This window comes from Bacillus sp. FSL W8-1141 (genome assembly GCF_038593205.1).
Taxonomy (GTDB): Bacteria; Bacillota; Bacilli; order Bacillales; family Bacillaceae; genus Bacillus; species Bacillus altitudinis.
In genome coordinates this window covers 2,569,769-2,587,723 of the sequence record NZ_CP151973.1, presented here as the reverse complement: position 1 = coordinate 2,587,723, position 17,955 = coordinate 2,569,769, and the positions used below count along the sequence as shown (strand labels likewise).

Here is a 17,955-nt window from a genome sequence, read left to right as displayed (position 1 = left end):
CCCGGCATATGATATCTCGACTATACAGAATCCCATTCTATAGAGACTAGAGCTCTCACCTTAGCAAGGAGGGTTACAATACTTGAAGGAGAAAGAGTTTCAATCCAAGCCGCTATTAACCAAAAGAGAAAGAGAAGTATTCGAATTGCTCGTCCAAGATAAAACAACAAAAGAAATTGCAAGCGAGCTTTTTATTAGCGAAAAGACTGTTCGAAATCATATTTCGAATGCTAAGCAAACCTTTTACAAACGAAAACAACATTTAACAAAATTGCACCAAAAGTCATATGTAAACCTATACCACAAATGGATTATAATACAATCATTAGTTCGCCAATTCTTATTAAAAATTCATATTTATTCGACAATTTATGACAGCTTTTTCGACTTTAGTGTGCTAAATTGATTTTGAAAGGTGATCATATGAGTGTAATTGCAAAAAAAGAAATAGGGGAAATTCTCAAAGACAGTTTAATTTCATCTGAAATGACTCAGTTAGATATCGCAAAAAAAATTGGCATTACTAAGGGCTACATGAGCAAATTCTTATCCGGAAAAGAGATTGCTTTCTGGATGGTGATAGAGGCTGTTAATTGCATACTTCCAGAGAAAGAAAAAGAGTTGATGGGAGATTACTGCAAAAGCGGTATTGATAAAAAATATTTGTTTTGTGCTTTGGAGTATTGTTATACACAGAAAATGTTTGATGTTATGAGATACTTGATTGTAGAATACTCAGCGGTTACACCGGAACCTTGTTCACTTTACAAATGGATTCTAAATTATAGAGGAAACTTTGACATGCAACATATCAGTAAGTTACGTAATAATAATTTTAAATCCATGGAGGCAAAAGCATTATTATTAATCCTTGAAACCTACGGTTACTATAATTTAGGGAAATACGATATGGCCCACTTTTATATTAGTAAAGCAGGATCATACATTACCAAAATCAAAGATCCATTTCTTAGGAAAAGCTTCAGTGCAAGAATAGATGAGGTATTAGCTAATGTATATTTAAAGCAAGAAAACAATGTTGAACTTGCAAGACTCGCAGCTAAATCACTTCTTGAAAATAAAGTTAGTGAAAGCCATGAGATAACCGCTAACCATTTGTTGGCACTCTCTTATTTCTTAACATCTTATGAAAAATCGATTGCGTATTACAACATATTTTTAAATCTCATGGAGCAGCATCCAGAAAGAGTAGATGAGATTATTCAAAATAAAGAGGAAATTGCAATTCTTCAGTATTATTGGAAAGCTAGTATAGATTCAAGATATAACGTTTCTGATTTTACCAGTAAATTAAAGAATCACAGTGTATTATCTGATTATTATAGTGATGAGCGTCTTAAACCATATGCGTACTTATTCGATGGAATTAAAGAAGCTAGAGCAGATAAAATTCTTTTATCACTTCACTATTTCTCAGAAAAACGTGAGTATTTCAGAGCTAACATTCCTAAATTAGAGTTGCAAAAATTGGAACTAGACTATAAACTCTAATAGTCAGGAGGTGAATGCATGAAAAAATTTACTAAAGTGCTGATTTTAGCCAGTGTAATTCTGTTTGTATCAGGGTATCAAACCACTATGTCAGCAAAAGAAACTGTTTATCAAACTAAAGATGTAAAAGTAGGCATGTAAAAAAGACGCTACCAGAAATGGTAACGTCTTTCGTGTTTTAAAGAGAAGTTTCCTGTTTTGCAAAATCTTAAAAACAGGAAACTCTTTCAAAAAGATAAAAAATACAATATAATGGGAATATATGTTCTTGTTTAGGGGGATATTATGTCAATTATTTATGAGGAATTACTTAAAAAGGTATCAAAACCAACAAAAAAAGAAGAACCATCTCATTCTTCTTCTACGGAAGCACTTCCTAAAAACTTCGCTTTAGATTCTCGATAATTTTCAAGTGCATTAAGCATAAATTCTCTTTCATCTTTTGTTATTTTATTACCATGTTTATCTATAATATCTGCCTTCTCAATGAGATCTAGGCTTAACTTTCTGGAGAAAACGAGTTCTTTTTCTTCATCACTCATTGTTTTAAGTTCTTCTTTATTTGTTACGAAATAAGAAAGATCAACGTTAAAATATTTTGCAATTGTATTTAAATTTTCAAATGACGGCTTTTTTATTTTTCCAGCTTCTAATTTCGATAAATAACTATGAGTAACCCCTATTTCTTCTGATATTTGAGCGAGTGTTAAACTCCTGCTTTTTCTTAAATCGGCTAGATTTTGCCCTATGACTTTATTAATATCATCCATAAACAGCAATCACCTTTCTGTAGTGCTTCTTATACATACTATTATAACATGTTTTTTCCTCTGGGAAAAAAATTAGAAAAACAACTTTACAATGCGTTAGGCAGGATGTTATATTTGTTTTGTAAGTTCCTGTAGGAACATTATGAGGTGGTGTTTAAGTTTGGATTTTAAGATTATTTTCGGTAACAAAATAAAGCAAATTCGTTCAGAAAAGAAAATGTCCATTACTGAATTTGCTGAATTAACGGGATTTACAAGCTCCTATATCTCTAAAATAGAGAATTATAAAATTAACCCGACTATTAAGAGTGTTCTACAATTCTGTAATAAGTTGAATTTAAGTATTGGTTATTTTTTTTAATCACAAAGTTCCTACAGGAACATTTATTATGAGGAGGTACGGAACATTATGAAATTCGATATTGAATGAGTTTATACAAAAAACACCAATATTTTTGGTGGGTAGTCCTATCCTCCGCATTGCATATTATGTTTCGAGGTGATTTTATGGCACAAAGAAAGAAAAAGAAAAAAAGCAATCTGTTTGTCGGAGAAATTTTCTTTGGAACAGAAGACAGAGAAAAGCTTTTTACCGAGGCTGTCGCACCTTACTACACTCCAGTAAAAAAAGAGAAAAACAAAAAAAATAAAGAGGCTTGAAACTTCTGTTTCACCTTTTTTTGAAGGACAAGCTCAAGCTGAAAAGGTAATTAAGAAAAAAATAGGAGGATCAACCGATGGGGGAAGTCAAATGGGTGAAATTAAGTACCCAGATGTTCGACGATGAGAAAATTAAACTCATTGAACAAATGCCTGAATCTGACACTCTGTTGATTATATGGGTTAAATTACTTGCTCAAGCAGGAAAAACTAACGCTTCTGGTTTTATTTATCTAAGTGAAAACGTGCCTTATACAGACGAAATGTTAGCACACATCTTTGGAAGGCCATTGGGAATTGTTCGCATGGCATTAGATACATTTAGAAAATTCGGAATGATTGAAATTAATGATCAGAATTTTATCAGTATATGTAATTGGGAAAAGCATCAAAATCTAGATGCGCTCGAAAAGATTAGGGAACAGAATCGATTGAGAAAGCAAAAACAACGAAAAAAACTAAGTCTTGCAGAACCAAAAAATAACATGTCACGTGACGTCACGATCAACGTCACGGCAAGTCACGCAACAGATATAGATAAAGAATTAGATATAGATAAAGAATTAAAAGATATATTGTCGGGCAACCCGACTGTTAATCCTGAAACTCAAGAATCTGAAATTCCATTCAAGCTGATTGTTGATCTTTTGAACAAAGTAACAGGGAAGTCTTTCAGACATACATCTGCTGCTACACAAAGATTAATCAAAGCACGTTGGAATGACGGATTCAGATTTGAAGACTTTAAAACAGTGATCCTGACAAAAACTAATCAATGGCTTAAAGACGACAAAATGAATAAGTACTTGCAGCCAACGACTTTGTTTGGAACTAAATTTGAAGGATATCTGAATGAAGGTGCGGGGGTGATAAAACGTGCAGAGCATCAAATCAGTGGCAGCGGGAGCCTTAAACGCAAGAATGACCTTCCATTCTGAATACTGCAATAAACACACGTTCACTCGTGGAAATGAAGATGTTGTAAAGCCTGTTCGTATGATGATCCTCAACGGAAAGGTTGTTTGTCCACGATGTGAACTGGATGCGGATGAAAAGAAGCTCCAAAAAGATTTAGAAAGTCAGATTGAACTTAGTCAGCGTGCCAAGAATTTCAACACGCTTGAAAAGCGTAGTATCTTCCGAGATAGAACCATTGCTAAAGCGACGTTTGATAATTACAAAGTGACCGAGCCTGAGGAAACGGCAAACAAACGCCTCATGATGGAGCTTGTCGGTTATTTGAAACAAGGAAAAGTGTTTAATATTTTTCTGCAGGGTCATCCAGGAGTGGGGAAGAGTCATCTAGCCTATGCCGCACTTAAAGCTCTCAATGTGCCGCCTGATCCAGACAACCCTGAGGATATGGGCAAATCATGCTTGTTTATAAACCTTGCGGATGCTGCTTTTGCCATCCAAGACTCTTTCCACAACAAAGAAAGTAAATTCACACAAGGTTATGTAACAGGTCTTATAGGTGATGTGGATTATCTGGTGATTGATGACGTAGGGGCTGAGACGGGATCTGAACATTCAAAGAGTGAAGCCACCAACTTTATACACAAGATACTTTATGCAGTCACATCAGCTAGACAGGATAAAGCAACGATTTACACATCCAATTTAACTGGGGACAAATTAAAACAAATGTACGACACCAAACTTGTATCACGCATGACGAAAAGGTCTAAGTACATTTTGTTTAGAGATACTTTTGATAAGCGAGACGAAGAATTGCCGTTCTAAGGGAGTTTAAAACATGAGCAAAATCACATCTGAGAAGGTTGATAGTTTAATAGATCAGCTGGAAATAAGTCTGAACGAATATAAAAAACATAAGGAGGCGCGCTGAATATGAAAAAAGGCGGTAGAAAGCCAACACGCTCAGAAAGAAAAATCCTAGTAGTAAATGGTTTGAACCCTCGTTACCGGCATGTTGAAAAGAATCTGGCAGCATCCATGCACATTGTGCATAAAGAGGTTGGGCGAAGAAAGGAAATTGCAAAGTGAACGCTACTAGAATCATATTAGAAGATTTCAATTTTGAATGGACGATTGTTGGCCTCAAACGATTTTTGGATTACTGGTACGAAGGCAGGTCTTTGAGTGAAATGGCCGAGCTGTTTCGCAGGCCAGAAGAAGAAGTGTTAATTCTGATGATTGATTTTAGCAAAAGAGGAAAGATCAAGGAGCGTCCGAACGGTGTCCGCGCAAACGAGCCTATATATATCAAAAAATGCACAATGAGCTACAAAAAAAGAGATTTACGCAAGCTGTTTGAACAACAACCGGTTTACTACGCTTGCCCGCAAAACGATTTTATATGGTGTGAAAGGGACATCGTAGCTTTTCGGAAGATGTGGAAGGACCATGAACCGGTCAGACACATAGCGAACCGTTTAGCACGCAAGGTTGATGACATCCTGTTGCTGATACTTGATCAAGCAGAGTTGGGAAAGATCGAACCACGTAAAGGTGGAGTTTTTGGAAAGGAAGACAAGCAGCATGAAGAAAAAGAGCATCTTGTTGCCATTTGAGAAAGCGACAACACGGCAATTGGAAGTGATTGCGCGGTATGAAGATTGTCCAAAATGGATCAAGACAGCAGCCGTGCGCCACCTCAAAAAGAGGGGAGGCATCAAGTGATGACCAGTGACGATAGAGAGTTAATGATCGAGTGGTTGAGTCTCGCAAACGTTGGTCGCGATTATTGCGAGAATTTATCAGACGAAGAACTAGAAAGAATCTATAATCTCAACGTTCCGCAGCGTGACGAGTAAAAGGAGGTGAGCATATTGGAAACTGTAGTGAATCCATACAAAGCAGGTCCAGTTAAATCGTGGGTTATGTCAGAGGGTGAACTAGAAGCATATAGGCAGCAGCACCCGCCAAAACCATATAAAAAGAGACTCAAACGTAAAGACTGGCGTTGGCAGCGCACAGATCAATCCGTCGAGTCTCAGCGGTAAGAATTCACATCAGTTCAATGTGAGTAATTAAGCTTAGGAACCTTAATTATATCACATTGGAGTGAAGATTGTGAATAGACCGCAGACTATCTCATTAACAAAAAACGAGCCTTTCACAACATTGGTTGAACAAGGCAAGGTACAAGTGATCGTGCTGGACGGGATCAACAACACAGCGCATTACATAGAGGCTCCCGAACACGGTCACACAATCATTGAGACGATTAAAGGGAGTTTTGACCGAGTTAGATTTGATTTCAGTTATAAAACTAAACGATAGCAGGGGTTTATCCCCTGCGGGGGAGGAAATACCATGAATTTACCAAAACATGTCGAGCTTTCACAGGCTGTCAAAGCCTGTGAAAATCAAGCGATGACGATTGATGATGCAGCTACTCATCTAGGCGTGCCGAAATTTTTCGTACCAGTGCTTGCTGATTATTGCCCAGACTTGGTCATAGAGGGCAATGTCGTCATGGCGAAAAGGGAATCAAACGGGCCTGTAATACTAACGGTGCTTGGGTTCATGGCAATTATCGTGATCGCTGGGTTGATGCAATGAACCAGCTCAATTTATTCCGTGAAATCATTGTAGACAACTTTGCAGGTGGCGGGGGAGCAAGCACAGGCATCGAGCTTGCCACAGGGTTATCAGTTGATATAGCCATCAATCACGATCCGGCTGCTATTGCAATGCATAAAACGAATCATCCTGAAACAGAACATTATTGTGAATCCGTATGGGATGTTGAACCGAAAGAAGCTGTTAAAGGTCGAAAAGTCGGTCTAGCATGGTTTTCCCCTGACTGTAAGCATTTTTCTAAAGCAAAAGGCGGTAAACCAAAGGATAAAAACATTCGTGGTCTAGCATGGATTGCAGTTAAATGGGCCATTGCTGTAAAACCAAGAGTCATCATGCTGGAAAACGTAGAAGAGTTTCAGACATGGTGTCCGTTAGATGATGCAGGGTACCCAATCAAAGAGAAAAAAGGCGAAACCTTTAAATCATTTGTAAAATCACTTGAGGCGTTAGGGTATGAAGTTCAATTCAAAGAATTAAAAGCCTGCGATTATGGCGCACCGACAACCAGGAAACGCTTTTTCATGATAGCCCGCTGTGATTCTAAACCCATTGTTTGGCCGAAGCCAACACATGGCGATCCAAACAGTCTATCTGTTCAAGTCGGAAAGCTGAAACCGTGGAGAACAGCTGGTGAAATTATTGATTGGAGCATAGGAACACCATCCATCTTCAATCGGAAAAAGCCACTTGCGGATAATACTTTAAGACGAATTGCACGGGGCATCCAACGCTTTGTGGTTAATAATCCAAACCCATTTATTGTTCGTATCGGTCAAACTGGATTCGCTGGTGATAGGCTGCAATACGAATTAACTAAGCCGTTAACAACTATCACAACTAAACAGGAGCATTGTTTAGTTTCACCAACACTCATGGTAAACACAACAGGTGGTCATCATGCATTAGTAACTCCATTTCTTGCTACTTACTATACTGAAACCACAGAAAACGGTGTCAGGGGCCAAACGCTAGGCGAACCAATTGCAACAATACCAACTTCAAATAGATTCGGCTTGGTCAAAGCATTTTTAACAAAATATTACGGTTCAGATGTCGGCCAGAAGATAAACGAGCCATTACACACCATAACAACTAAAGATAGATTCGGGTTAGTCACCGTAAAAGGAGAAGAATATCAAATAGTGGATATCGGTATGAGGATGTTACAACCACATGAATTATTCGCCGCACAAGGTTTTCCAACTAATTATGTAATTGATCGTGATTGTGACGGCAATGTTTATCCGAAAACAAAACAGGTTGCTAGATGTGGTAATGCTGTACCGCCACCATTCGCAGAGCAGCTGGTGAGGGCTAACCTCCCTGAGATGTGTGTACCTGAGCATATGAACAAATATTATAGCAAAGCAAACTAACAGCTGGAAGGAGGTGCCGCATGGACCTGAATCAAATCATTCAAGGTGATTGTATAAAAGTTGTTCAGTCGCTGCCATCGGATACAATTCAAACCGTGATCACCAGCCCGCCTTATTGGGGATTAAGAGACTACGGAATGACAGAGCAAATCGGTTTAGAAGAAACCGTTCAAGAATACATTCAAAAGATTGTTTCTTTATTCAGAGAGATTAAGAGAGTTTTAAAGGATGATGGCACTGTCTGGCTGAATCTAGGTGACGCTTATGCGGGAAGCGGCCGTGGAAGAATTGCGAACGGCCGTACTCATCCAGGTATTAACCATATGCAATCTGTCGGACAAACTAGCGGCGTTATAAATCTATCGAACAAAATAGCGGGATTAAAACCAAAAGATTTAATAGGTTTGCCGTGGCGGGTGGCTTTCGCTCTCCAAGAAGATGGCTGGTACCTGAGAAAAGACATTGTTTGGAACAAACCAAATGCCATGCCGGAGAGTGTAAGGGATAGACCGACAAGCTCACATGAGTATATTTTTCTTCTCTCAAAATCACAAAAATATTATTACGATCATGAAGCGATTAAAGAAGAAGCTGCTTATAAACCGTTTCCGGATCCACCAAGAGGATCACGAGGCGCATTCGGAATAGAACAACAAGGAAGAAGAGAAGGCAAGCCCCGTGGTTCATTCAAAGGGAAGTATGGTGACTTAGCATTCAGAGCTATCAGAAATAAGCGGAATAAACGCTCTGTTTGGACAGTTGCAACCAAGCCAACTAAAGACGCTCACTTTGCAACATATCCAGTGGAATTGATAGAGCCGTGTGTATTAGCTGGCTGCCCTGTTGATGGCATTGTATTGGATCCATTCATGGGATCAGGAACAACAGGTATAGCTGCACTCAAGCATAGTAGAAATTTTATCGGAATTGAATTGAATCCTGAATATATAAAGATCGCAAACAAACGCTTAAACGGCGTGCAAATTGAACTGTTGCACCATCTATAATCAGCCTAGCGGCTTAGGAGGAAACGGAAAATGCCAAAACCTGAACAGATGAAAAGAATATATGATATAAACTCGCTGATTAATCTCATAGCAAGCATTGATCATAGAACATTTTATTGCGAATCAAAAAATTCGGTCGCCTGCTTTATATTTGGAAAACGAGGAAAAGTATTCTTCGTAGACGATTACACAGGGGAATGGATCTATCCATATGAATTAGGGCATGGTCCAGCAAAAGGATTCTCACATGGAGGTAACATGTGGCAGCTGGTCAACAGCTTTCGTGAATTCATCATCACTGGTCGATATGGCGATCTCAGAGATTACAAAGAAATGTGGGCATATAGCGAAGAGGGTTGCAAAAAAATAAGAGAAAAAGCAAAGGAAATCGGATTTATTGAAACGGTTGATTATCCATACAGTTTCAGAGAATGGCAGAAAGCCACGGAAAAGAACGCCGTCAATCATAAGCGGCAGCAGGAGCGGTACTGAATGACGAGCGTAAAAACTGAATTAAATAGACTCATAGAGATCACTGAGAAAGTATCACCTAAAGCATTTATTAATCACAATAATGAGTTGATCTTAGTTCCAACCAAAAATATTTATTTTAGATTAGAGGATGTCAAAACAGACCTTGATTTAAAATGTAAGGTTTTAGCTTGGTTATCTCGACCAAGTTGCAAAGGAGTAGGTCACTACTGGCAAAAGAGAGTGCTTCAAATATTCAACGAATTTTTAGGGACTAACTTCTCTAAACAAGAAATGGACAAGGTTTATACTCACTTGGGAAATGATGTTAATAGAGAATTGAGCATTAGTTTCATTGAATCAGGTTATGACCTGACGGTATTACCAATTGAGCAACAGTTATTGGAGGGCGCACAATGAAACTCAACAATAAACAACAGCGGCAAATCATAGAACGAATGAACGACTTCGGAGAAAGAGGCGTGAAATCGGATGGAGCGGATAAAGAAGCTGTCGCCGGAATGGCTACTCTTATTTGGATGCTACAGGTCTTAAACGTTGATATGGAAACACTAAAGGAGGAAGCATGATGAACGAAAACAACCCGATTATCTATTCAGTCATAGAGAAATTGCATAAACAACAGGAAAAAGGCCTGAAAAAGTACGGGGTTGAGGTTGAAACCTCTTCCTACGACTTAAAAGGATGGTTAGAACACGCTCAGCAAGAAGCAATTGATTTTACAACATATTTAGAAGCGGCCATTCAGTTGCTAGAAGAACAGGTTAAAAGCGAAGACGAGGAAATGAAGTTTTATGAGGTGCATGATCCATATTACGCATTGATCAAAGCAAAAACCAAAGAGAATGCTATGACAATCTATACTGATGTTGTCGCCGATGATGAAGAGGGAGAACTTGCAGAGAACATCAAAGAAGTAACAGGACTATATGCAGCAGCGAAATTCAGCCGCATTCCTGGAGAAGATAAAGAATTTATACCATTTGAAGAAGTCCTTGAGGATTTAACCAACGACGGAGAAATGATGCTGGCTGTAGACGGTAGCTTGATATGAGGAAGGGGAACTTTATGAAAAAACTACTAATCACACTAACTATTATTATTGCGGCGGTGCTTTATGCGCCGTCTGCTGCGGCAGTAACGAGCGGATATAAAACAATTGGAGGGCATACAGTAAGCGTATCAACTGACGCCAATTCATACACGCCGAGAGCTAAATCAATCGACGTGACAGCACGTAAAACGGGTTCTGAAACGGTCTATTATCGTTTCACTCTTCAAAAAAAGGTGAGCGGTACTTGGAAGGATCAGCGGTTTAGTCTAGTGGGATCATTTAAAAGCGCCACGCCAGCAAAAGAGTTTTACACAGTAAATCACACTGCTGGCACGCACCGTATCAAAATGACCATATACAAGAACAGCAATTGGACAGGCGTTAAGGGGAACATTTATACGCCGTCATTCGAGGTGAGGAAATGACAAATAAAATCGTATGTCCTCATTGCAAGAGCGCTGATGGCTTTTACACGAGAGAGAGAATAACTGGCTCAGCTCACATCTACTACAACGCTTCCGGCGATCTCGAAGAAGAACAAGGCGCTATGTATGACGGCCTGTCGCACCACGGAGGAACAAAAGCCTATTGCAAGCAGTGCTATAAACCGATCGGGAAAACAAAGGATCTGGCATCCGGAAATCATGAGGAAGAAACAAGATGGAGGTAGCGAAATGAATTACGAAGAAGAAATCCGAAATTCAACTGAAACAGCCAAAGAACTAGCAGACAAGATGTGCCTTCTTAGAAAATCGGTTCTATTAACGACCGCAAAGGCTGAGACCGCTTTAATCACAATAGGTGAGCGGATAGACCGCACTTTAAAAACAAAACGAGGAGAATAAACATGAATATTGATCCAAGACAAGCCTTTAGGGCTTTCATGAAATACCAACTAGAAAACGGCGAGGGACTAACTGAATTAGGACTAAACGAAGAAGACATTGAGAAGTTTATATATGGTGTAGAAGACGACATGCTTTTCCACTCTAAGTTAGATGATTTTCTGAAAGAGTACATTGAAGATTTTGGAGAGAATTACGGAATCGACATTCCATTAGAAGATTAAATAAGTCCAAGACGGAGAGCCTGCGGACACTGATCAACACCTTTTAAGGGTGCTGGTTGGTGTCCGTTTTTTATTTGTCGGAAAGGAGCGGCACCATGAAAAAAGATAAGCCCAAAAAGAACACGCAGAAGCTCACTGACAGAGATTTAAGAGAGTTGATGGGGCAAAACATGCAGCGTTTAAAAAGAGCCAAAGGTGGGGCAATGCGCAGAAAATAAAGGGGGAATTATCTTGAATCAAACAATTTTAGACATTCCGCAGATCGATGAGGAAAAAACTAGAGCAAAGATGGAAAGAATACTAGAAAAGTATAAAATGTTAAGGCTTCAAACGCCAGAAGACTTTCTTCCGAAGATCACAACAACATACACCATTACGCCGCCTAGCTTTTCCAATCAGTTTCATTCATCGACCGAGGATGCAGCACTTAAAAAAATGGATTGGGAGATTGAACGGGAAAAATACATGAAGCGAATTGAAAGGGGCATTAATCGTCTTACGCAAAAAGAGCGTCGCATCTTGGTAATGCTCTATATGCAGGATGAAGAAATGTATGATTACGAGATTTACGCTGAAATGGGTCTCAGCCAAAGGAATTATTATCGTGTTAAAAACAAAGCATATTATAGACTGGCATTCGCGCTTAGAGAAGAAGTATATAAGCAGGTGGATAAATCATGAATTTTGTTCAGCCAATAAGGGACCTTGATCAGATCCATTATATCAAGAAGTATTTAGGTGAGAGAAACAAACGAAACCTGCTGCTTTTTGTGGCCGGAATTAATTTAGGCTTGCGTATATCCGATCTGCTGGAATTGAGGGTGAAGGATGTAAGGAAGCAATATGTATCGCTAAGAGAACAAAAAACAGGTAAAGAAAAAAGAATCAAAATAAACAAAACTCTTCGAAAAGCGATAGATCAATATATCAAGGACAAAGATGATCAAGAATACCTTTTTAAAAGTAGAGAAGGACTCAACAAACCAATCAGCCGCAGCAGTGCATATAACATTATGAGAGAGGCAGCGGACTATGTCGGGCTTGATAGTATAGGTACTCATACGCTCAGAAAAACATTCGGCTACTGGAATTATAAAAAACATAAAGACGTTGCCTTATTACAAGAAATATTCAACCATTCAAGTCCTGACATTACATTGAGATACATCGGAATTACACAAGACGCTATGGACAAAGCAATGGACGATTTCGGTTTATAAGACTCACCTGTTCAAATGGGAGGTGGGTCTTTTTTTGCGTTCTTCTTCTTCAATTAACCATAATGAGAAAATGTCCAACTCATTTTAAGGGAATAGCTGAAAAGCAAGAGGGGCAAGGGATACAGCGATTTATCCAGTTGGACAGACTATTAGATATGGTGAATTGGTGGATAATGTGGATAAAGTGATATAATGGAAGAAGAAGGACCGGAAAAAATAGAGAGGGGGGAAAATATGAAAAATGAAGTATTCAATCATGAGAATATTGGAGACATGAGGGATTTTGTACAAAGTTATATACAAGACAAAGAATTTGTTATTCCTGATTATCCAACCCATGCACATGCAGAGTCATTGGGGATAGATATATATATGAAATCAACATGGAGATTTCATAATGTTGGGAGTCTATTTACTTTGTTCTTTGGCACACGGGAAGACATTGAAGATCAAATTAATATGAAAATAGAAGAATTGAAAAGACTTCGTGTGACATAAGATCCATTTAAATGAGCGGCTTCTGTTGTGGAGGTCGCTTTTTTGTCGGAGAATAAAGCAGATGAAGAAGGGATGATTACGATAAAAAGAGACATGGATTTAATTCGTAAAATATTACTTTATTTAGAAGAAGATACAAACCCTTTACAGTGGCGAATTATTGAGGTTGATGGGAAAACTCTTGAAGAAGTTAGTTACCAAGTGAAGTTGCTGTCTCAGGCAGGCCTAATAGAAGGAAAAGACGCTCAAAGAGAGCCTACTTATTTCCGCTGGTACGCAAGAAGCTTGACTCATAAAGGTCATGATTTCTTAGATAGTTTGAGGAATGAAACTGTATATGCAAAATTAAAAGAGAAATTTGGTGAACAAATAAGTGCTATTCCTCTTATGGTGCTTTCTAGTGTAGGCGCAGATATGACTAAGGAATGGGTGAAACAAAAATTAGGATTAAAATGAACTTTCTATCTATTTTTTAGCATTGTAAAAATGGCACACTTTTGGCACGATCTTGGCAAAGCATTTTGTCTGAGAGCGGTTATGATGGTATTAGGTGATAAATTGAGAGCGGCTTCCATTGCGGAGGTCGCTTTTTTATATGGAGGTGTCGGTTGTGGCTGAACTTACTGTAATGTCTATGGAGCGATTTCTACAAGAGATAGAAGAATCTTTTTCTCAAGAAACGAACCATATTAAAACTGTTAAACGAGTTCCTTATGTCGTTGTACATGCTGAAATTAAACACAAGGGCAACAGGATTAAATCAGAGTATACATTCTATGATGCTGAGGATATGTCTTTCAAAGATGCGCAAGAACGTATAGTGAAGATGCAGCAAGACATCGTTTCTTGAACTACAACAATAATTAAGACTGAAAAGCACCTGCCTGTGTGATAGGTGCTTTTTTATATGGAGGAAGAGCATTGGAACTCTTAATCTTAAAAGGCTGTTCAAAACAACGTACAAGTACTTTCATAGTAGGAACAAACACTTGTCAGGCAAGAACGCTATGGCAAGATTTGAAAAAGAAATTCCCACAATATAAATATCCGCAATTTGTTTCAAGGAACCCAGCAATGCTAGACGGGGTAAATCCTAGCGAAACAGTTTTAATTTTACTGCCGGGCTATTATCGAAATCCAATAATCAACTGCTATGAATTTCAATGGTTAAAGGAGAATGCCATTGAAGTAGTTCATATCAATGAGGAGAAAGTTAAATGAATGATGTTTTGTGCGAGAAATGCCAAACATATTATGCTGTGGAAGTGAGAGAGATAAAAGAAGCGAAAGGAATTGTAATTCAATTCTTCTCCTGTCCCTATTGTGGAAACTCGAATGTTGTTTCTGCTACAAATAAAGTAATCCGTCAGAAATTACGAGAATTGAGAAAGGCCCGCAGTTTTTATGAACAAGCAACGACACATAGAAGCGCACAACGACGTTTTGAAAAGTATACGCAGCTACATGAAAGTGTCAAACGTCTTATGCTTCCTCTAATTGATGAAGCGAAACAGAGATTGAATAATTCATAGCATCCTTCGGGGTGCTTTTTATTTTGGGGAGGGACACAACGTGGACAACTCACTCAGGGAACTAATCATTAACACAGCAATTGGACACGCAATAAGGACAGACCAATTGTATAACGGTCTTAAAGCCCTTAATAAAAGGGGATGCATATGGGCGGATGGGGAGATCATCAGGGGGTTAGGGATGCTTGGGTCTTATGGTGTGAGGGATAGGCAAGCTATAGATAGTCTCCTACATGTCAGCCAGACTCTGTCCTATGAAGCAGCTCGATCCTATCTAGCATCATATCAAAGGGAGTACAGGGAGTTTTATGCCGTACAGAAAGTAGGGCATCTTCATGCCTTTGTTTTGTTTGCAATGATAGATCAGAGTGAAGCTGGTGAATCCAATGCCACCTAAACCATTGAGAGAGTGTAAGGTGCGAGGGTGCAGAGATTTAACAAGGGATGGTTATTGTTCTGCTCATGCTGATGGTAAGAAGCAGGAAGCGAAGTATTACAACAAACATGTTCGAGATAAACAATCAACAAGTTTTTATAAATCAAGAGAATGGAAACAGACAAGACAACTTGTTCTAATGCGAGACAATTACCTTTGTCAAAGCTGCTTGAAACAAGATCGTGTTGTCCCTGCTGTCATGGTTCATCACATAGTGGAGCTAAAACAGGATTGGAACAAACGATTAGATTTAAATAACCTCGAAAGCATGTGTAATAGCTGTCACAACAAGGTTCATGGCAAGCGAGGGTCATAGTACCCCCCGGCATTAAATCCCTAGAAAACGGCTTCGTGAAGATCGGTGAGCCGTCGTCTGCAAACAAACACCGCTTTTCAAAGTTTCCGAAAAACAGAAAACCCCCACGGCGAAAATGCCGAGAGGGCTTGGTACGACTGGTTTTGTTGTTAATTCCATCGTATCACGGTTGGTGAAAAAAACAAGCGAAAAATGCAACTTTTTTGATGTGAAATGAGGTGAGAACATGCCGAGGCCTGCAAAATCCGCGACGCTTCAATTGATACAGGGCAACCCAAATAAAAAGAATACGGAAGAGCTGGCCGCCCGGGCTGAGCACGAGAAGAAAATGAAAATGCGATCCGATAATATAAAACCGCCAACGTGGTTGGATAAAGTCGCCAAGAAAGAATTTAAACGGATCGCTGAGTTATTAAAAGAAGTGGACATCATTACGGAGGCAGATATCAGCATGTTGGCCGCCTATTGTAATGCCTATTCTCAATATATTTCTATTACTAAGGTGATAGAGGAAGATGGAATCATGATAAATAAAGAAATCATAGGCAGAGATAATTTTGGTCAGCCGATATATGATGCTGGAGAAGAACACCCATTATTGAAAAGACAAAAGAACTTCTTTGATCAAATGAAGTCAGCTGCAAATGATTTTGGTCTTACTCCATCAGCCCGTGCAAAACTAGCGATCACTAAAACACAGGAGATCAGAGAAAAGACGGAAGCGGAAAAGGAGTTTAATGTATGACAATTAAACAATTTATGATTGGTTATTCCCGTGATGTTATATCAGGGGAAATTTTGGCGTGTCAAAAACACCAATGGGCCTGTGAACGTTTTTTAAAAGATATTGAAAGAGAAGGAACAGCAGATTTCCCTTATTTCTTTGATGACGAGAAGGCAAGACGATTCCTATTCTGGATGACACAATTTAAACATACAAAAGGTCCATTGCAAGGAGAAAATATTGTTCCTGAACCGATTCAGATTTTTATTTTCGGTAATATTTACGGTTGGGTACATAAAGATACGGGATACAGGAGATTCAAAAAAGCTTACTGGCAAGTCGGCCGTAAAAATGCTAAGACACAAAGCCTTGCTTGTGTGGGGTCGTTTGAGGCATTCGCTAATGACGAATACATGTCTGAGGTCTATATAGGTGCAACAAAAGCAGAGCAAGCCAAGATATGCTGGAATGAAATTAAAGCTCAAATCAGCAAGTGTGAGCTGCTTAATGTACCTGAAAAAAAATACCGGGTCGCCTATGGACAAATAGAACACCTTAAAACGTTGTCAAAAATTGAGGCGTTATCAAAAGATGCAGGGAAAACAGGTGATGGTTTTAACCCTCAATGCGGCATTATAGATGAATATCATGCTCATAAAACATCTGAAATATATGATGTTCTTGCATCAGGGATGGCAACAAGAACACAACCACTCATGATGATTATTACGACAGCTGGATTTGAATTAAATAATCCTGCGTATAGAGTAGAGTACCAATATGTTTCTAAAATTGTCGATCCAAACAATGTAGAAACAAACGATCAATATTTTGTCATGATTAATGAACTTGATCCAGGTGATGACATCAAAGATGAACGAAATTGGATTAAAGCAAATCCGATTGTTGCTGCTAATGAACATGGCTTGAATTTCTTGCGCGGAGAGTTAGAGGTGGCCCTTGCAGTTCCAGAAAAAATGCGTAATTTCTTAACCAAAAACATGAACATCTGGGTTAATATGCGTGATGGTGGATATATGGACATGCAAGCGTGGTCTGATTGCGGGAAACATGAGAGTCTTCCTGATCTTTATGGTAAAGAGTGTTATGTAGGCATCGACTTGTCAAAACGAATTGACTTAACTGCTGCAAGTTTTGAATTCCAACTTGAAAACGGTATGTATTATGTGACATCACATGGATTTATGCCCGAAGACACATTTCATGAGCGAATGAAAACAGATCGTGTTCCTTATGATCTGTGGGTCAAGAAAGGTTGGCTCACGCTTACTGATGGTGCTGTCGTTGATTACGACTATATACGTGCTTATATCAAACGACTTGAGGAAGAAAAAGGGTGGAAAATTAAAGAGATTGGTTATGATCCATATAATGCTACGCAGTTTGCGCAGCAGATGGAAGCGGATGGTTACGTTATGATCGAAATTAGGCAAGGAGTGCAAACCTTGTCTGAGCCGACAAAAGATTTCCGAGAGAAAGTCAAAGCCCGAAAGATTATTCATGATAATAATGACCTTCTGACTTGGGCGATGGGGAATGCCGTCACGAAGATTGACGCGCAGGAGAATATCATGCTTGATAAATCAAAATCGTCACAACGTATTGATCCAGCAGCTGCACTTATAAATGCTCATGTGAGAGCCAGTCAAGTAAATCAGCATTTTGACTTAAATGAATATATCCAGTCTGGCCAATTTAGTTTTTAGAAGGAGGGCTGTT

Annotated in this window: 34 protein-coding genes and 1 pseudogene; 34 read left to right on the top strand and 1 reads right to left on the bottom strand. The window is 38.9% G+C overall.

Annotated elements, in window-relative coordinates; genetic code table 11:
* Positions 1-82: 82 nt before the first annotated feature.
* The 3 genes and pseudogenes from gerE to NSQ52_RS13295 all read left to right on the top strand — a co-directional run.
* A pseudogene (gerE, locus tag NSQ52_RS13305) lies at positions 83-232 on the top strand (spore germination transcription factor GerE); the annotation flags it as partial.
* 191 nt (positions 233-423) lie between these two features.
* The gene (locus tag NSQ52_RS13300) at positions 424-1,512 is read left to right on the top strand and encodes an AimR family lysis-lysogeny pheromone receptor (RefSeq protein ID WP_047945320.1); all 1,089 of its coding nucleotides are present in this window, start codon (positions 424-426) and stop codon (positions 1,510-1,512) included.
* Positions 1,513-1,530: 18 nt separating this feature from the next.
* A complete protein-coding gene (locus NSQ52_RS13295; RefSeq protein ID WP_259407143.1) occupies positions 1,531-1,653 on the top strand; it encodes a hypothetical protein in 123 nt (40 codons plus the stop codon).
* Between the two features lie 209 nt (positions 1,654-1,862).
* Here the strand turns inward: NSQ52_RS13295 and NSQ52_RS13290 are convergent, their stop codons facing one another.
* Complete coding sequence (locus NSQ52_RS13290; RefSeq protein ID WP_342473445.1) at positions 1,863-2,282, bottom strand: helix-turn-helix transcriptional regulator; 420 nt, start codon at positions 2,280-2,282, stop codon at positions 1,863-1,865.
* 142 nt (positions 2,283-2,424) lie between these two features.
* Here NSQ52_RS13290 and NSQ52_RS13285 point away from each other — a divergent pair, with 142 nt between their 5' ends.
* The 31 genes from NSQ52_RS13285 (at position 2,425) to NSQ52_RS13135 (ending at position 17,942) form a co-directional block, all read left to right on the top strand.
* Positions 2,425-2,643 carry a helix-turn-helix transcriptional regulator gene (locus NSQ52_RS13285; RefSeq protein ID WP_047945322.1) on the top strand — a complete coding sequence of 73 codons (219 nt, stop codon included), beginning with the start codon at positions 2,425-2,427 and terminating at the stop codon, positions 2,641-2,643.
* 146 nt (positions 2,644-2,789) lie between these two features.
* The gene (locus NSQ52_RS13280) at positions 2,790-2,942 is read left to right on the top strand and encodes a hypothetical protein (protein WP_162837039.1); all 153 of its coding nucleotides are present in this window, start codon (positions 2,790-2,792) and stop codon (positions 2,940-2,942) included.
* A gap of 77 nt (positions 2,943-3,019) precedes the next feature.
* Positions 3,020-3,880, top strand: coding sequence for a phage replisome organizer N-terminal domain-containing protein (locus NSQ52_RS13275; RefSeq protein WP_340959192.1), 861 nt, complete (start codon positions 3,020-3,022; stop codon positions 3,878-3,880).
* Positions 3,819-4,685 carry an ATP-binding protein gene (locus NSQ52_RS13270; protein WP_340959194.1) on the top strand — a complete coding sequence of 289 codons (867 nt, stop codon included), beginning with the start codon at positions 3,819-3,821 and terminating at the stop codon, positions 4,683-4,685. The genes NSQ52_RS13275 and NSQ52_RS13270 overlap by 62 nt, the downstream gene beginning before the upstream one ends.
* Before the next feature lie 108 nt (positions 4,686-4,793).
* Positions 4,794-4,949 (top strand): hypothetical protein, encoded by a 156-nt coding sequence (locus NSQ52_RS13265; RefSeq protein ID WP_342473443.1) that lies wholly within the window; start codon positions 4,794-4,796, stop codon positions 4,947-4,949.
* The gene (locus tag NSQ52_RS13260; RefSeq protein ID WP_342473442.1) at positions 4,946-5,476 is read left to right on the top strand and encodes a hypothetical protein; all 531 of its coding nucleotides are present in this window, start codon (positions 4,946-4,948) and stop codon (positions 5,474-5,476) included. The genes NSQ52_RS13265 and NSQ52_RS13260 overlap by 4 nt, the downstream gene beginning before the upstream one ends.
* Before the next feature lie 54 nt (positions 5,477-5,530).
* The gene (locus NSQ52_RS13255; RefSeq protein WP_342473441.1) at positions 5,531-5,719 is read left to right on the top strand and encodes a BH0509 family protein; all 189 of its coding nucleotides are present in this window, start codon (positions 5,531-5,533) and stop codon (positions 5,717-5,719) included.
* A gap of 15 nt (positions 5,720-5,734) precedes the next feature.
* Positions 5,735-5,908, top strand: a complete 174-nt coding sequence (locus NSQ52_RS13250) for a hypothetical protein (RefSeq protein WP_342473440.1) — start codon at positions 5,735-5,737, stop codon at positions 5,906-5,908.
* A gap of 70 nt (positions 5,909-5,978) precedes the next feature.
* Positions 5,979-6,188 carry an XtrA/YqaO family protein gene (locus NSQ52_RS13245; protein ID WP_035701916.1) on the top strand — a complete coding sequence of 70 codons (210 nt, stop codon included), beginning with the start codon at positions 5,979-5,981 and terminating at the stop codon, positions 6,186-6,188.
* 33 nt (positions 6,189-6,221) lie between these two features.
* Positions 6,222-6,470: a hypothetical protein gene (locus tag NSQ52_RS13240; protein WP_342473439.1), complete on the top strand. Its 249-nt coding sequence runs from the start codon at positions 6,222-6,224 to the stop codon at positions 6,468-6,470.
* Positions 6,467-7,867 (top strand): DNA cytosine methyltransferase, encoded by a 1,401-nt coding sequence (locus NSQ52_RS13235; protein WP_342473438.1) that lies wholly within the window; start codon positions 6,467-6,469, stop codon positions 7,865-7,867. Before NSQ52_RS13240 ends, NSQ52_RS13235 begins: the two co-directional genes overlap by 4 nt.
* A 20-nt stretch (positions 7,868-7,887) precedes the next feature.
* A complete protein-coding gene (locus tag NSQ52_RS13230) occupies positions 7,888-8,874 on the top strand; it encodes a site-specific DNA-methyltransferase (RefSeq protein WP_144626635.1) in 987 nt (328 codons plus the stop codon).
* Between the two features lie 30 nt (positions 8,875-8,904).
* Positions 8,905-9,366: a hypothetical protein gene (locus tag NSQ52_RS13225; protein ID WP_144626636.1), complete on the top strand. Its 462-nt coding sequence runs from the start codon at positions 8,905-8,907 to the stop codon at positions 9,364-9,366.
* Positions 9,367-9,765, top strand: coding sequence for a hypothetical protein (locus NSQ52_RS13220; protein WP_144626639.1), 399 nt, complete (start codon positions 9,367-9,369; stop codon positions 9,763-9,765).
* Positions 9,762-9,935: a hypothetical protein gene (locus NSQ52_RS13215; protein WP_186365700.1), complete on the top strand. Its 174-nt coding sequence runs from the start codon at positions 9,762-9,764 to the stop codon at positions 9,933-9,935. Before NSQ52_RS13220 ends, NSQ52_RS13215 begins: the two co-directional genes overlap by 4 nt.
* On the top strand, positions 9,935-10,420 hold the full coding sequence (locus NSQ52_RS13210; protein ID WP_144626641.1) for a hypothetical protein: 486 nt from the start codon (positions 9,935-9,937) through the stop codon (positions 10,418-10,420). Before NSQ52_RS13215 ends, NSQ52_RS13210 begins: the two co-directional genes overlap by 1 nt.
* A 14-nt stretch (positions 10,421-10,434) precedes the next feature.
* A complete protein-coding gene (locus tag NSQ52_RS13205; RefSeq protein WP_342473435.1) occupies positions 10,435-10,845 on the top strand; it encodes a hypothetical protein in 411 nt (136 codons plus the stop codon).
* Between the two features lie 249 nt (positions 10,846-11,094).
* The gene (locus NSQ52_RS13200; protein ID WP_342473433.1) at positions 11,095-11,265 is read left to right on the top strand and encodes a hypothetical protein; all 171 of its coding nucleotides are present in this window, start codon (positions 11,095-11,097) and stop codon (positions 11,263-11,265) included.
* Positions 11,266-11,267: 2 nt separating this feature from the next.
* Positions 11,268-11,489: a hypothetical protein gene (locus NSQ52_RS13195; RefSeq protein WP_323648272.1), complete on the top strand. Its 222-nt coding sequence runs from the start codon at positions 11,268-11,270 to the stop codon at positions 11,487-11,489.
* Between the two features lie 95 nt (positions 11,490-11,584).
* On the top strand, positions 11,585-11,707 hold the full coding sequence (locus NSQ52_RS13190; RefSeq protein WP_255222346.1) for a hypothetical protein: 123 nt from the start codon (positions 11,585-11,587) through the stop codon (positions 11,705-11,707).
* A gap of 13 nt (positions 11,708-11,720) precedes the next feature.
* Entirely contained in the window at positions 11,721-12,170 is a 450-nt protein-coding gene (locus NSQ52_RS13185) for an ArpU family phage packaging/lysis transcriptional regulator (protein ID WP_342473430.1), read from the top strand.
* Positions 12,167-12,709, top strand: a complete 543-nt coding sequence (locus tag NSQ52_RS13180) for a site-specific integrase (protein WP_111292423.1) — start codon at positions 12,167-12,169, stop codon at positions 12,707-12,709. Before NSQ52_RS13185 ends, NSQ52_RS13180 begins: the two co-directional genes overlap by 4 nt.
* Positions 12,710-12,901: 192 nt before the next feature.
* Positions 12,902-13,207, top strand: a complete 306-nt coding sequence (locus tag NSQ52_RS13175; RefSeq protein WP_342473429.1) for a hypothetical protein — start codon at positions 12,902-12,904, stop codon at positions 13,205-13,207.
* Between the two features lie 42 nt (positions 13,208-13,249).
* Positions 13,250-13,663 (top strand): DUF2513 domain-containing protein, encoded by a 414-nt coding sequence (locus tag NSQ52_RS13170; protein WP_342473428.1) that lies wholly within the window; start codon positions 13,250-13,252, stop codon positions 13,661-13,663.
* A 154-nt stretch (positions 13,664-13,817) separates the two neighbouring features.
* Positions 13,818-14,057, top strand: a complete 240-nt coding sequence (locus NSQ52_RS13165) for a hypothetical protein (protein WP_268431095.1) — start codon at positions 13,818-13,820, stop codon at positions 14,055-14,057.
* 71 nt (positions 14,058-14,128) lie between these two features.
* The gene (locus tag NSQ52_RS13160) at positions 14,129-14,428 is read left to right on the top strand and encodes a hypothetical protein (protein WP_268431092.1); all 300 of its coding nucleotides are present in this window, start codon (positions 14,129-14,131) and stop codon (positions 14,426-14,428) included.
* A complete protein-coding gene (locus NSQ52_RS13155; protein ID WP_340959224.1) occupies positions 14,425-14,739 on the top strand; it encodes a transglycosylase in 315 nt (104 codons plus the stop codon). Before NSQ52_RS13160 ends, NSQ52_RS13155 begins: the two co-directional genes overlap by 4 nt.
* Positions 14,740-14,779: 40 nt before the next feature.
* Positions 14,780-15,136, top strand: a complete 357-nt coding sequence (locus NSQ52_RS13150; protein ID WP_268431088.1) for a hypothetical protein — start codon at positions 14,780-14,782, stop codon at positions 15,134-15,136.
* Positions 15,126-15,491 carry an HNH endonuclease gene (locus NSQ52_RS13145; protein ID WP_342473425.1) on the top strand — a complete coding sequence of 122 codons (366 nt, stop codon included), beginning with the start codon at positions 15,126-15,128 and terminating at the stop codon, positions 15,489-15,491. The genes NSQ52_RS13150 and NSQ52_RS13145 overlap by 11 nt, the downstream gene beginning before the upstream one ends.
* Before the next feature lie 226 nt (positions 15,492-15,717).
* Positions 15,718-16,236, top strand: a complete 519-nt coding sequence (locus NSQ52_RS13140; RefSeq protein ID WP_342473424.1) for a phage terminase small subunit P27 family — start codon at positions 15,718-15,720, stop codon at positions 16,234-16,236.
* Entirely contained in the window at positions 16,233-17,942 is a 1,710-nt protein-coding gene (locus NSQ52_RS13135) for a terminase TerL endonuclease subunit (RefSeq protein ID WP_309175207.1), read from the top strand. Before NSQ52_RS13140 ends, NSQ52_RS13135 begins: the two co-directional genes overlap by 4 nt.
* The last annotated feature ends 13 nt before the right edge of the window (positions 17,943-17,955 follow it).